Source organism: Actinoplanes subtropicus, assembly GCF_000721705.1.
In the GTDB taxonomy this organism is placed as follows: Bacteria; Actinomycetota; Actinomycetes; order Mycobacteriales; family Micromonosporaceae; genus Actinoplanes; species Actinoplanes subtropicus.
On record NZ_JOJL01000007.1, the window covers coordinates 1 to 13,351 of the forward strand.

Consider the following 13,351-nt stretch of genomic DNA (forward strand, 5'->3'; position numbering starts at 1 on the left):
GCGGGGTAGGGGTGATCCGGGTCGACGGGGCGGTGGGGAGGCCGTGGGGATCGGCGGTGTGGGATTGGTCATGTCTTGCTTGGGGGGACCAATCGCCGCCGGGGGCCTCGTGGGGGGACCACTCTTCGTCGAGGGCAGATCCTGGTGGATCTTCGCGGCGGCCCGTCGCATCCTCGGCGGATCTTGTCGGGGCGAAGAACGGGCCGGGTGGGGCGCTGGCGGGGTAGGCGTACTCCTCGGCGGCGGCCTCGGGACGGCTGGCGGCGCTTTCGGGTGGCTCGTCCGGCCAGCCGGTCGTCGTGGGGTCCCAGGACGGGGCGGGCGGCCTTGAGCGGGGCGGGGGCGTGGGGTGGTGGCCTTCCGGCTTTTCGACGCTCGCGGGCCAGACGGGGTATTCGTCGTCCGGGTCCGCGACGGCCTGAACGTCGTCGAGGCCTGGATGCGGGCCGGCGGGGACCGGGTTGATGATCAGAGGCTGTACGTCGCCGGGCGGCTCGACGGTCGCGCGGCGGACGCCACTGGGCGGATCAATGGTCACTGGATGGGTTGCGCTGGGCGGCGCGTCGGTCGCGCGACGGATACCGCCGTAAAGCGGACGCCGGACGGGCGAGCTTAGGGCGGATGGCGGGTCGGCGCTCCTGAACGGCTCGGCGCTCGCGAACGGCTCGGCGCTCGCGAACGGCTCGGCGCTCGTCACGCTCGTCAGTGGGCCGGCCGTTGTCAGCGGTGCGGCGGTCGCTGTTGGCCCGGCATGGGGGACGCCGGAGTGGGCGAAAGCCGGCGGCGGGGCGCTCCACGGGCGGGAGGGCCGGGCCGCGGCGGGGGTAGGCGGCTGGCTGGGGACGCTGGGGCGGGCGGACGACCTTGACGTGGGCGGCTCCGCCGGCGAGTCGCCAAACGTGGCGATCTCCTCGGTCGGCTCGGCACCCTCCGGGAAGGAACCGTAGCCCCGCATCTGGTTCCGCGAGTCCTCGGTCACGGCACCTCACGCTAGCAGCCAGTGGCGAGTGTCGATCTCCATCATCGACCGCTGCCACTGTCCCTGAGGGACGCGGCGCAGGTCACGGCATACACGCGGAAGCTCGCCGCGCCGCCAAGTCCCCCGCACCGGTCCGGCACCAGCCGGCCCACGCCGGCCCGGCCGCGGCGTCGGGCATTCGCGCGGCCGATCCAGCGCCAGGCTTGCCGTGGCAGCTGCCGATCACGCGAGCCGGCCCGGCGCCAGGCTTGGCACAGCGGCTACCGACCACGCGAGCCAGTCCGGCGCCAGGCCTGCCACAGCGGCCGCCGATCATGCGAGCCGATCCAGCACCAGGCTTGGCACAGCGGCTACCGACCACGCGAGCCAGTCCGGCGCCAGGCTTGCGACAGGCCGGGGCGGTCCGGTTACGAAGGCTCGCCTGCCTCGTCGGCCAGGGCGTCGGCGTCGATCTGGTCGGCGAACTCGGCAGCCTCGGCATCTCGGGCGGCGAGCGCGTCCTTCACCGCGCGAATGGCCACGCCCGCCGGGTAGCCCTTGCGCGCCAGCATGCCGACCAGCCGCCGGAACACCGCCTCGGGTGTGCCCCGGGCCGTGCGCAGCTTGCGGTCCACGAGGGCGCGGGCGGTCGCTGCCTCTTCCTCGTCGTCGAGGGTCTCGAGCGCCTCGCTCGCCACCTCGGAGTCCACCCCGTGCTGCCGGAGCTCGTTCGCCAGCGCCCGGCGCGCGAGCCCGCGCCCGTGATGCCGGCTGGAGACCCACGCCCGGGCGAACGCGGCGTCATCGATGATCCCGACCTCGTCATACCGGTCGAGAACCTCGGCTATCACCTCGCCGGAGATCTCCTTGCGGGCGAGCGCCTTCGCCAGCTCGGCCCGGGTGCGCGGCCGGACCGCCAACTGCCGCAGACAGATCTCCCGCGCCCGCTCCGACTCGCTCTGCTCGGGCGCGTCGCCCCGCCGAACCGCTTCCCCGGACCCGGCCCCGCCCTCGGCGCCGCTCCTGCCCCGCCTGAAGCCACCCCGGCCGCTACCGCCGGGCGCGACGGAGTAGCCGCCCGACCCGCCGGAGGCACCGAGGAAACCGCCCGAACCGCTGGGCCGGGCACGGTAGCCAGCCGAACCGCCCAGCTCGCCGCCCCCGGCTGGGTAGCCCGACCCGCTGGACGTGGCGGAGCGACCGCCCGACCCGTCGGCTCCGGCTGGATAGCTGCCGGGCGCGCTGGACGCACCGGAATGGCCGCCTGGCGTGCTGAACGCACCGGAATGGCCGCCTGGCGTGCTGGACGCGCCGGAATAGCCGCCCGGCTCGCTCGGCGTCGTCGGGTGGGCGCCCGGCTCGCTCGGCGTCGTCGGGTGGGCGCCCGGCTCGCTCGGCGTCGTGGGGTGGCCGCCCGGCGAGGGTCGGCGGCGGCGGGCGGGAACGTTGCCGCGTTCCGCCTCGCCGTCGGCGGCCTCGCCGGGCGGGTGCTCATCGGGTGGGTGGCGTGGCGGGCGGGGAGGGAGGGCATCCCACCCGCGCCCGGAGCGCGCGCCGCGCCGGCCGGCCATCTGGCGTCAGCTCGATCGGGAGGCCGCGGTCAGAAGTCGACCGGGGGCAGCTCGGGGCCGCCGGCCGCGTCGCCCGTGGTCTGGCCGACGCCGAGCTTCTCCAGGATCTTCTTCTCGATCTCGGCGGCGACATCTGGGTTTTCCTTCAGGAACTCGCGCGCCTTCTCCTTGCCCTGGCCGAGCTGGTCGCCGTCGTACGTGTACCAGGCGCCCGACTTGCGGATGATGCTCTGCTCGACGCCGACGTCGATGAGCGAGCCCTCGCGGGAGATGCCCTTGCCATACATGATGTCGAACTCGGCCTGCTTGAACGGGGCCGCCACCTTGTTCTTCACGACCTTGACCCGGGTGCGGTTACCGACCACGTCGGTGCCGTCCTTCAGGCTCTCGATGCGGCGCACGTCGAGACGCACGGACGCGTAGAACTTCAGCGCGCGGCCGCCGGTCGTCGTCTCGGGCGAGCCGAACATGACGCCGATCTTCTCGCGGAGCTGGTTGATGAAGATCGCGGTGGTACCGGAGTTGTTGAGAATACCGGTGATCTTGCGGAGCGCCTGGCTCATCAGGCGGGCCTGGAGGCCGACGTGGCTGTCGCCCATCTCGCCCTCGATCTCGGCGCGCGGCACGAGCGCGGCCACCGAGTCGATGACGATGATGTCGAGCGCGCCGGACCGGATCAGCATGTCGGCGATCTCGAGCGCCTGCTCGCCCGTGTCGGGCTGGGAGACGAGCAGGGCGTCGGTGTCGACGCCGAGCGCCTTCGCATACTCCGGGTCGAGCGCGTGCTCGGCGTCGATGAACGCCGCGATGCCCCCGTTGCGCTGCGCGTTGGCCACCGCGTGCAGGGCGACCGTCGTCTTACCGCTGGACTCCGGCCCGTAGACCTCGATGACCCGGCCACGCGGCAGGCCACCGACGCCGAGCGCCACATCGAGGGCGATGGAGCCGGTCGGGATGATGGCGGTCTGGATGACCGGCCGCTCCCCGAGCCGCATGACCGAGCCCTTGCCGAACTGCTTGTCGATTTGTGCCAGCGCTAGATCGAGCGCCTTGTCTCGGTCGGGTCCTGCCACCATGTCCGCCACCCCTGTATTCGATTTCGCAGGCGTCTTCGCCGATGAGCCTCTGTTCACCACGGGCTACAAGGTAGGCGGTGGGTATGACAAAAATCCGCCGCCCTGCCACGAGCTGTGGATACCGGGCCGTTGTGGACAATAGCCGAACACCTGTACTAGATCGAAGCAACACGCCAGAACAAGCGTACGAAAGTTTGATCAGTGCAGGCGGGAAGGCACCCGATCGGGGTACGCCGCCACCACGGCGCGCCAGATGGTAGCCGTGTCGATACCCTCCGCGATGGCCTGGTCGATCGTGCGGTCCCCCAGGTCGGCGAAGGATTGGTCGGCGGCGATGCTCCGCGCATACGTATCGCCGAAGGCCTGCTCGAGCCGCGCCCAGAAATCCGTCAACCGCACCTCACGAGCCTACTCACGGGCGAAGGCGAGTGGCGCGGGCGAGTTAGCGTCAAAGGTCACCGGCATCGATGTGCGGGGGTACGACGATGTTGACCTTCCGAGACGTACGCGGCGCTGCGGCACTCACCTTCCTTCTTGTCCTGACCGGCTGCGGGGTGCAGCGACACGGCCTCATCGTCGCCACCGCGCCGGCGACCAGCCGCCCGGCGTCCGAGGCCGGCGAGATGCCGGGCATCCCGCCCAATCTCCCCTCCGCGATCGTGGTCACCGCCTCCTCCGCGCCACCGGGCGCCTTCACCGCGGCCCAACTCGAGGACGCGCTGCTCACCCTGGCCGACCTCGCGCCGGGCTGGACCGTCGGGACCAGCGCGACCAACTCGACCGGCCAGGCGCCCACCGGCTGCGGGCCGCTCGACCGGATCAACACCTGGCCGATGACGAAGGTAGTGATCGGCTTTGTCGCGGGCGACGGCGCCAGCCAACTGGTGGAGGGCGTCGGCACGATGCCGGAGCCGGACGCGGAGGAATTCCTCCGCGTCGCCCGCTCGGTGGTCGGCACGTGTCACACGGTGACCCTCCAGGCCACCGGAGGCCACACGATCTCCCTCGACCTCAGCGCGCCGCCCGTCGCCCGGATGGGCGACGACTCGTACGGGATCCGGATGGCCTCGCCCGGCGGCATCTCCTTCGACACCGTCATGATCCGCCGAGGCGGGCTGGTCGTCTCCACGCTGGCTCTGAGCCGGACGCCCGGAACGCTGCTCGCGCCCTTCACTCGACAGGCATGGGCCAAGGCGGACAGCAAGCTGCGCTGATCAGGACGGCTTTCCGTACACCGCGGCCGCGGCCACCTTGAGGTCGTCGACCAGGCCGCCGTACGCGATGTCGCGGTTGTCGGCGCGCAGCACCGCGGAGGGGTGGATCGTCGCCATCGCCTGGATCTCGGCGACCGGAAAGTCCTCCGGGTGCTGGGCCGAGGCCGGCCACGGCAGCAGCCGGCCGCGCTGCTGGGTGACCCGGAACGACGGGCCGAGCAGCGCCTTGCCCGCGGTCGCCCCGAGCAGCACCACCAGCTCGGGCTTGAGCAACGCGAACTCGGCGACCACCCAGGGCCGGCAGGCGACGATGTGCGCCGGGCCGGGCGTCTGGTGGATGCGCCGCTTGCCGCGCAGCTCGAAACGGAAATGCTTCACGGCGTTGGTGATGTAGAGGTCGGCCGGGTCGATGCCGGCGTCGTCGACCGCCTCGCGCAGGAGGCGACCGGCCGGGCCGACGAACGGGAGACCGTGCTGGTCCTCCACATCGCCCGGCTGCTCGCCGACGAACACGATGCGGGCGTGCTCGGCGCCCCGGCCGAAGACCGTCTGGGTCGCGTTTTCGTACAGCTCGCAGCCCTGACAGCCGGCGGCGGCCGCCTTCAGGTCGGCGATGCTCGCCGGCCGCGGTGGCACCCATTTCTGCGCGCCGACCGGCGCCTCGGTCCCTGGCATCCCACCGTTTTACCCGAAGCGGGAGGAGGTACGCACGGCGGCACCCGCCCGGCGGCCGGCCGTGGTGGGGACCGCCGACGCGTTCGGTGCGACCGCTCATCGCGACGGCGTCACGAAGCTGGCCGGGCGGGCGGCGGTCGCCACCGCCTCGGCCAGGGCCGGTATCTCGGACTCGTCCAGCGCGCTGATCGTGATGCGGACGCCGGGTGGCGTGTTGATCCGGAAGAGCGATCCGGGCGCCACCGCGTAGCCCGCGTCGCGGAGCAGGCCGATCGTACGGGTCTCGTCGGCCACGCGTACCCACGTGTTTATGCCTGTCGCACCCTCGGCCGCGACCCCCCGCTCCTGGATCGCGTCGCAGAGAGATCGGCGTCGCCGGGCGTAGCCGGCGGCCGCTCCCCGGACCTGAGCCGTCACCTCCTCGTCCAGCCAGAGCCGCAGCAGCAGGCGCTGCAGGACGGTGGAGACCCAGCCGGTGCCCAGGCGCATGCGGCCGACCACCCGGGCGATCGTGGTCTCATCGCCGGCCACCACGGCGATGCGCAGGTCGGGGCCGTAGGGCTTGGACGCCGACCGGATGAACGCCCACGCCGCGGTGACCGGGCCGAGGCAGTGCAGCGGGGCGGCGGCGAGCTCGGCGGCGTGATCATCCTCGATCAGCAGGACGTCGCGATGCGCGGCCAGCACCTCGCGCAGGTCGGCCGCGCGGGTGGCGGAGACGGCGGCGCCGGTCGGATTTTGCGCGCGGACGGTGACCACGACCGCCCGGGCGCCGGAGTGGAGCGCCGCAGCGAGCGACTCCGGATCGGGACCCTCCCGATCGATCGTGACCGGCCGGGCGTGCAGGCCGAGCGCGGCGAGCAGGTCGAGCAGGTTGGCCCAGCCCGGATCCTCCACCGCGACCGCATCGCCGGGCCGCAGGTGGGCGGTGAGCAGGCGCTCGATGGCGTCGAGCGTGCCCGAGGTCGCGGCGATCGCGGCGCCCTCCATCGGCACCCCGTCGGCGGCGAGGCGCGGGCGCGCGATGTCGATCAGCTCAGGCATCGCGATCGCGGAGGCATAGCCCTGGGGCGGACCGCCCTCCTCCGCGATGCGGCGCAGCGCCGGGCCGATCGGCGGCAGCAGCCGCACGTCGGGCTCGCCGGAGGAGAGATCGAGCACACCCTCCGGGATCGGCAGGCGCATCGCCGAGCGCACCCCGGCCAGCGGCGGCCGGTCGCGGACCCGGGTGCCCCGGCGGCCGTCGGCCTCGACGACGCCGCGACGACGCAGCTCCTGATACGCCTTCGCCACCGTGGCGGGGCTGACATTCAGCTCGCCGGCGAGCACGCGGATCGGTGGCAGCGGGGCGCCCCAGTTCCACTCGCCGCGCATGACGCCGGTCTCGATGCTGGCGGAAATCGAGGCGGCGCTGTCGCCGCTGACCTGATACTGTGCTGGCACAAGGCAGATTCTGTACTAGTACAGTATCAAAGGCAAGCAGGAGGAGCCGGAATGTCCGACACCTACGCCCAGACGGATCGCACGACCGCCACCCGCCACCGCGACCGGATGTCCTACGACCGCGAGGCCGTCCATGCCATCCTGGACGAGGCGTATGACTGTTCCGTCGCCTTCGTCGTCGACGGTGAGCCCCGGCTGCTGCCCACCCTGCACGTCCGCGTCGGTGACACGCTCTTTCTGCACGGCTCCTCCGGCGGCCGGATGGGCCTGTCGGCCCGCGGCGACGGGTTCCGGGTCTGCGTGAGCGTCACGATCCTCGACGGCATTGTGTACGCGAGGTCACAGAACAACCACAGCGCCAACTACCGGTCGGTCATCGTGCACGGCACCGCTCGCCCGGTCGTCGACGCCGACGCCAAGCGGGCCGCCATGCGCGCGCTGGCCGACAAGGTGGGCGCCGGCCGGGCCGCCGACAGCCGCCCGCCGAACGCACAGGAGTTCGCGGCCACCGCGGTGCTGGCCCTCCCGCTCGACGAGGTCGCCGTGAAGGCCCGCGGGCACGGCGTCGTCGACGACCCAGCCGACCGTCCGCTCCCCCATTGGGCGGGGGTGCTCCCGGTGAGCCGCGGCTTCGGGCCGCCGCAGACCGACGTGGGCGTGACCGCCGCGCCGCCGTCCTACCTGCCCGGCGGCGGCTCGCCCTGGGTCAAGCCGGTGCTGCTCGAGGGCCGGCACGTCCGGCTCGAGCCGCTCGCCCACGGGCACGTCGACGGGCTCCTCGCCGCGCTCGCCGACGACGAGGTGTGGCGCTACCTGCCGACATTGCCGCCGCGCACGCACGAGCAGATGGCCGAGCACGTCAGCGACCTGCACCGCCGCCAATGGGCCGGCTTCCAGCTGCCGTGGGCGCAGGTCGAGCCGGCCACCGGCACGGTCATCGGCATCACCACCTATCACGACATCGACCCGGTCAACCGCTCGCTCGGCATCGGGCACACGATGGTCGGCCGCCGCTGGTGGCGGACCGGGGTGAACACGGAGGCCAAGCTGATGCTGCTGGAGCACGCGTTCGAGACGCTCGGCGCGGAGAAGGTGTTCTGGTATACGGACGTCCGCAACGACCGGTCCCAGCAGGCGATCGCCCGGCTCGGCGCGACCCGGGACGGCTTGATCCGCAAGCAGCGGCTCCGGCCGGACGGTACGTGGCGCGACACGGTGGTGTTCGCGATGACGTCCGAGGAGTGGCCGGCCGCCTCCGACCGGCTGCGGGATCGCCTGGCCGCCGGTGGGTCGGCCGCTCTGGCCAGCGCTTAGGGGTCGTTGCCGCAAACTCGCGGCCGGGGTCCGGACGGGCGTGGGCGCCTGTTCGTCGGCTTCGGCATCAAACTGGCCACCGCGAGCATCGGCTGACGTGGGTGGCGTCCCGCTCCAGGGCGAGGGCGGAACGCCACCGGGCGCCCCTGCCACGGGCGGCGGCAGAACGCCACCGGGCGCCCCTGCCACGGGCGGCGGCAGAACGCCACCGGGCGCCCCTGCCACGGGCGGCGGCAGAACGCCACCGGGCGCCGCTGCGACGGGCGCGGGCGGAACGCCACCGGGCGCCAACTGCAACGGCGGGGGCGGTCAGTCGCCGAAGTCGAAGCCGTCGTCGTCGCCGTCGAAGACCTCCTCGGCCACCTCGCCCAGGACGAAGCCGCCGAGGACGCCGCCGGCGATCCCGGCGGCCATGGCGCCGGCTCCGGAGCCGCGACGGCGGTAGTGGCCGTGGTGCCCGTGCCCGCCGCCGCCGTGTGAGCCATGGCCAGGCGCGCCATGACCGGCGTAATGGCCGTAGGCGCCGGGGTAGCCGCCTTGCACGCCGGACGCACCGTAGCCGCCGGGCGAGCCAGGCGCGCCGTGACCGGCGAAGCCGCCGTGGCTGCCGGGCGCGCCGTGACCGGCGAAGCCGTGGGTGCCTCGCAAGCCCTGGTAGCGGCCGGCGGCCTCGGCTACCCAGGAGTCGACCACGGCGGTCCAGTTCGTCGAGTCGGCCTCGGTGTGGGCGACGCGGAAGCGGCCGTACGCGTCGTGTCCCGGCGTCAGGAAGCCGCCTCGCTTGTCGAACTCGAGGATCACCTCCACGCCGGACGGGTCGGCGACGAAGGTGAGCTCCACCTCGTTGATCGCGCCGGCGTACTGCGGGGCGGGGTGGAACTCGATCTCCTGGTAGAACGGGAGTTGCTGGTGGACGCCGTGAATCCCGCCGCGCTCCAGGTCGGCCCGGGCGAAGCGGAAACCCAGCTGGGCGAAGGCCGCCAGGATGCGCTCCTGGGCCGGCAGCGGGTGCACCGCCACCTCGTCCAGGTCGCCCTTGTCGACCGCCTTCGCCACCGACAACTCGGTGCGCAGGCCCATCGTCATGCCGTGCAGCCGCTGCCCGTACACGTCGGTGATCGGGGTTTCCCAGGGCACCGGGAACGAGAACGGCAGATCCCGCTGCTCACCCGCGCGCAACGCGAACGCGCCCGCCACCGGCAGGCGGTGGAACTCGGCGAGACCGTCGCCGTGCTCGTGCTCCACCCTGGTCACCAGCCCGAGCACCACCCGCTCGACGGTCACGTCGTGGTCGCCGCCGAGGACGCGGACCTGGCCGTCCAGGGGCAGGCCGGGTCGCGTGTTCGGGTTGGCGAGCACCGTGTCGACGGACGGGCCGCCGACGCCGAAGGCGCGCATCATCTTCTTGAAGACCACCAGGTCATTCCTCCTCGAACAAACGGGTGGCGAAGTCAAGCGTGCCTAGATGAGTATCAAAACAGCCTGAGCGGTTCCTGTGAGGTCAGCTGACCTTGTCGGTATAGAACGTGCTCAGGACCATGTTGATCTTCCCGAGGTCGGCGGTCCAATCGATCTCCCGGGTCGCCCAGCTGAGCGCGTAGCCGTGCCGTTCGCTCGCGAACCACCGGGTCTGCACGTGCAGCAACACCCCGGACGGGTCGCGATACCGGTACTCCCAATCGGCGGCGCGGATGAGCAGCGGCCGCCTCTCGATGGAGATCAGCGAATAACCGGGCAGCGCCCCCGCCGCCACCAGCCGGGCCGCCTCGTTCCGGCAGGCCACCACCGGGTCGCCGGCCGGGTTACGGGCGGTGTCGAGGGTCAGCACCCGATAGCCCTCCGGATCCCGGAAGCAGTACATCGACCCCGACTTCGTGTACGTCCAACCGTCCGGCACCGGCATGTGGAAGCCCGAGCCGTCGTCGAAGAAGGACCAGCCCGGCGTGATGGACCACCCGTTGACCCCGGTCGCCGCCCCCGACTGCGGCAGGCGGACGGCGGTCGAGGGGGCCGGCCCGGAACACGACGCCGGCGAGAAGCCGGCCGCGGTCACGACCGGCCGGGTCGCCGACGGCACGAACGAGGCGGTCGGCGCCGGCCGGGCGACCGGCACGTCGGTGCGGTTCAGGATGTAGCCGCCGGCCGCGATCAGCACGGCACCGGCCAGACCGATCGCGATCAGCATGGACCGCGCTCGCGCGGGGCGGCGCGGCGGCGGATCCGGGGGCGGGTCGAGCGGCGCGGGCGACACCGGCGCGGACGAGACGCGCTGGACCGGCAACGTGCGTACGGACACCGGCGAAGCCGCCGATGCCGCCACCCGGGCGCGCCGCGGCGACGGCACGCCCCCGCCACCCGGCGCCGCGGCCACCACCATGCGCAGCCGGCGCTCGACCTCGCTCGCCGTCAGGCGCGTGGCCGGGTCGTGCCGGAGCAGCCCGAGCAGCACCGGGCCGAGCATCCCGGCCTTCTCCGGCGGATCGGGCTGCGCGGTGGCCAGCGCCATCAGCGTCGCCATCGCCGTCTCGCGGGCGTACGGCGACCGGCCCTCGACCGCCGCGTACAGCGTCGCGCCGAGCGACCACATGTCCGATTCCACGGTGGACGCACCATCGCGGGCGCGCTCCGGCGAGACGTACTGCGGTGAGCCGACCACCAGCCCCGGCCCGGTCACGGCGCCGTCGTCGACGAACGTGGCCAGTCCGAAATCGGTCAGCACCACCCGGCCGTCGGTGCCGATCAGCACGTTGTGCGGCTTCACGTCGCGGTGCAGCACGCCGGCCCGGTGCGCGGCGGTCAGCGCGTCGAGCACGGCCAGGCCGATGCGCGCCGCGGCGACCGGCGAATAGGGGCCGTCCTCGATGATCACCTGGTGCAGCGACCGGGACGCCACGTACTCCATCACGATCCACGGCAGCCCGTCGGCGTGCACCACGTCGTAGACCCGGACCACGTGCGGGTGGTTGAGCCGCCCGGCGCTGCGGGCCTCGCGCAGCGTACGGTCGCGCAGCCGGGTCTGCTCGTCCTCGGTCATCCACTCCGGCGGCACGAACTCCTTGACCGCGACGTCGCGGTCCAGCATCTCGTCGCGGGCCAGCCAGACCCGGCCCATGCCACCGGAGCCGACCGGTTCGAGCAGGCGATACCGACCGGCGATGAGCATGCGTCTGACCGCCATCCCGCCCCCACCCGTCGACTCGTTTTCAGGATAAGCACGGCAGACCGACCAGGGGAACGGCGATCACCCGGCTACCGCGTAGACCACCAGGTTGTCCCGATAGGACCGAAGCGCGTGGTTGAAGACGCCGCCGCAGGTGATCAGCCGGAGCTGCCGGTCGGGCGTCGGCCCGTAGACCGCGTCGGTCGGGAACGCGTTCTTCGGATACCAGGCCGCCCGGGTGACGGTGAACGTGACGAGCGTGTCGCCGCGCAGCACCTCGACCTTGTCGCCCGGAACGAGCTCGCGCAGCCGGTAGAAGACCGCCGGCCCCGCCTTCGAGTCGACGTGCCCGGCGATCACCGCGGGACCGGTGTCTCCCGGCACCGTCCCGTCCGCGTACCAGCCGGCGCGGTCGTACCGTTTCGGCGGCTGCAGCGCTCCCCCGACCACATGCAGCGTCTCGAGCGGACTGTCCAGCCCGATCGTCTTGATCCGAACGCGGGTGGGCTCGCCCGGCGCCTCGACGCCGGCACTGCCGAACGGATCTCCGGCCGCCCGCCCCGCGTTCCCCGCAGCCTCGGCCACCGGCCCGGTCGCGGCCCATCGCCCCAGGTCAGGGTCGTTTGCCGGCCGCTCGGCACGGTCCGCCACCGCGACATACGTGGTACCAACGACAAACGCGGCCAGAACCGCCGCCAACACCGGCAACGTCGCACCACGCCAGAACCTTTTATCCCGTACGGGATGATCAGGTTTTTCGCGGGGTTTGTCCGTCACGCTCCTAGGCATGTCCGGCGCTGGAGCCCGAAGGGGAAGGACCGGCGGCGCGGTCCGGACCCGGGCGGACGCCCGGGGCCGGGGCCAGGAGAGCGCACCCGGCACCGACGCCACACCCACGGCCACGTAGTCGTCGGCCGTCACGTCCGCCCGGTCCTTCACGACCTGCCCCGCTCAGCCAGCCCGCAGCCGGCGCCGCACCAGCACGACGAGACCGCCGGTGACCACCGCCGCGACGCCGGCCAGCAGCAACGCCATCGGCATCGGCGAGGCCGGCTGGGTGCCGCCGCCACCGGTGGCCACGCCGCCCAGCGGGACCGAGCCCTGCCGTTCGGCGTCCACATGCAACTCGGGTTTCAGGCCGCCCGCCTTGTCGTCGAGCACGACCAGCGAATACACGCTGCCCGCGCCGAGCGTGCAGGGCAGCACGCTGGTCTTGCCACCGCCGGTCGGCACCACCTGGACGCTCCATTTGCCCGGGTTGACCTCGCGGTACGCGGTGGTGGTGGCGAACTGGACGCCGTCGGCGATCGTCTTGCCGTTCTTGCCGGCCACGTCCAGAATCGGCGCCTTGACCGAGGCCTGGATGATGCGGACCTTGGACATGCCCGGGTCGGGGAGTTTCAGATCGTCGGTGAGCACGCGGAGCCCCAGGTCGGCGAAGCGGCCGACGCCGGCGACCGTGTACGCGTCGCCGTTCTGGACGCCCACCTGGGTGGTGATCACCGGCTTGGTGCTGGCCGGGGCGCCGGCCTTGCGCATCGCCACCTGGTACGTGCCGGTGGGCAGCCGCAGGTAGGCCGACATGGCGCCGTACGCCACGCCCTTGAAGGTCTGCGGCTTGATCTCGTTGGTGGTGGAGCGGAGGTAGACGTCCACCGCCGGGGTGTCGGGAGATAGGTGTGCGAGCCGGACATAACCGTCGCCGGCGGCCCGCGCCGGGGCCGCGAAGAGGGCACTGACGGCGACCGCGGCCAGGACCGCGGCGGCGCTGCTGAGGCGCCGGACGTGTGGGGTTCGGATGAACACGGAGCCTCCTGTCTGGTGGCCACTTGTGTCGCTCTGGTGGTGCTGATCTGTATATGCCTGGCTTTGTTGACCTCACCATGGTCCGCCGTGGCAGTAAATCCCGCTGTCCGACCGATAGACCCTCGTCTCTCCGC

11 protein-coding genes and 1 pseudogene are annotated in these 13,351 nt (G+C 72.6%); 2 read left to right on the forward strand and 10 right to left on the reverse strand.

What is annotated here, in order from left to right; all coding sequences use genetic code 11:
* The 4 genes and pseudogenes from IH26_RS62075 to IH26_RS0110650 form a co-directional block, all read right to left on the reverse strand.
* Positions 1-697: hypothetical protein (locus IH26_RS62075; RefSeq protein ID WP_425394372.1), on the reverse strand; the 697-nt coding region annotated here is incomplete at its 3' end.
* Between the two features lie 689 nt (positions 698-1,386).
* A pseudogene (locus IH26_RS0110640) lies at positions 1,387-1,992 on the reverse strand (regulatory protein RecX); the annotation flags it as partial.
* 566 nt (positions 1,993-2,558) lie between these two features.
* Positions 2,559-3,605 carry a recombinase RecA gene (gene recA / locus IH26_RS0110645; protein WP_030435981.1) on the reverse strand — a complete coding sequence of 349 codons (1,047 nt, stop codon included), beginning with the start codon at positions 3,603-3,605 and terminating at the stop codon, positions 2,559-2,561.
* 198 nt (positions 3,606-3,803) lie between these two features.
* Positions 3,804-4,004 (reverse strand): DUF3046 domain-containing protein, encoded by a 201-nt coding sequence (locus IH26_RS0110650; protein WP_030435982.1) that lies wholly within the window; start codon positions 4,002-4,004, stop codon positions 3,804-3,806.
* A gap of 86 nt (positions 4,005-4,090) precedes the next feature.
* On the opposite strand from IH26_RS0110650, the gene IH26_RS0110655 reads away from it, so the two are divergent.
* Positions 4,091-4,819 carry a hypothetical protein gene (locus IH26_RS0110655; protein ID WP_030435983.1) on the forward strand — a complete coding sequence of 243 codons (729 nt, stop codon included), beginning with the start codon at positions 4,091-4,093 and terminating at the stop codon, positions 4,817-4,819.
* Here the strand turns inward: IH26_RS0110655 and IH26_RS0110660 are convergent, their stop codons facing one another.
* Both IH26_RS0110660 and IH26_RS0110665 read right to left on the reverse strand, forming a co-directional pair.
* On the reverse strand, positions 4,820-5,494 hold the full coding sequence (locus IH26_RS0110660) for a UdgX family uracil-DNA binding protein (protein WP_030435984.1): 675 nt from the start codon (positions 5,492-5,494) through the stop codon (positions 4,820-4,822).
* A 96-nt stretch (positions 5,495-5,590) separates the two neighbouring features.
* Positions 5,591-6,937: an aminotransferase class I/II-fold pyridoxal phosphate-dependent enzyme gene (locus IH26_RS0110665; RefSeq protein WP_030435985.1), complete on the reverse strand. Its 1,347-nt coding sequence runs from the start codon at positions 6,935-6,937 to the stop codon at positions 5,591-5,593.
* 51 nt (positions 6,938-6,988) lie between these two features.
* Here IH26_RS0110665 and IH26_RS0110670 point away from each other — a divergent pair, with 51 nt between their 5' ends.
* Positions 6,989-8,251 (forward strand): bifunctional pyridoxamine 5'-phosphate oxidase family protein/GNAT family N-acetyltransferase, encoded by a 1,263-nt coding sequence (locus IH26_RS0110670; RefSeq protein WP_030435986.1) that lies wholly within the window; start codon positions 6,989-6,991, stop codon positions 8,249-8,251.
* A 309-nt stretch (positions 8,252-8,560) separates the two neighbouring features.
* Here IH26_RS0110670 and IH26_RS0110675 read toward each other — a convergent pair whose 3' ends face one another.
* The 4 genes from IH26_RS0110675 to IH26_RS0110690 all read right to left on the reverse strand — a co-directional run bounded on the left by IH26_RS0110675 (position 8,561) and on the right by IH26_RS0110690 (position 13,217).
* The gene (locus IH26_RS0110675) at positions 8,561-9,667 is read right to left on the reverse strand and encodes a sporulation protein (RefSeq protein WP_030435987.1); all 1,107 of its coding nucleotides are present in this window, start codon (positions 9,665-9,667) and stop codon (positions 8,561-8,563) included.
* Positions 9,668-9,752: 85 nt separating this feature from the next.
* Positions 9,753-11,414 carry a serine/threonine-protein kinase gene (locus IH26_RS0110680; RefSeq protein WP_030435988.1) on the reverse strand — a complete coding sequence of 554 codons (1,662 nt, stop codon included), beginning with the start codon at positions 11,412-11,414 and terminating at the stop codon, positions 9,753-9,755.
* 78 nt (positions 11,415-11,492) lie between these two features.
* Complete coding sequence (locus IH26_RS0110685) at positions 11,493-12,062, reverse strand: sortase domain-containing protein (protein WP_211268631.1); 570 nt, start codon at positions 12,060-12,062, stop codon at positions 11,493-11,495.
* Between the two features lie 300 nt (positions 12,063-12,362).
* Entirely contained in the window at positions 12,363-13,217 is an 855-nt protein-coding gene (locus tag IH26_RS0110690; RefSeq protein ID WP_030435990.1) for a DUF4397 domain-containing protein, read from the reverse strand.
* Positions 13,218-13,351 lie beyond the last annotated feature (134 nt).

Coding starts and splice junctions, on each gene's coding strand:
- IH26_RS0110660 (WP_030435984.1), bottom strand. CDS start 5,494: ATGCCAGGGACCGAGGCGCCGGTCGGCGCGCAGAAATGGGTGCCACCG.
- IH26_RS0110670 (WP_030435986.1), top strand. CDS start 6,989: ATGTCCGACACCTACGCCCAGACGGATCGCACGACCGCCACCCGCCAC.
- recA (WP_030435981.1), bottom strand. CDS start 3,605: ATGGTGGCAGGACCCGACCGAGACAAGGCGCTCGATCTAGCGCTGGCA.
- IH26_RS0110680 (WP_030435988.1), bottom strand. CDS start 11,414: ATGCTCATCGCCGGTCGGTATCGCCTGCTCGAACCGGTCGGCTCCGGT.
- IH26_RS0110655 (WP_030435983.1), top strand. CDS start 4,091: ATGTTGACCTTCCGAGACGTACGCGGCGCTGCGGCACTCACCTTCCTT.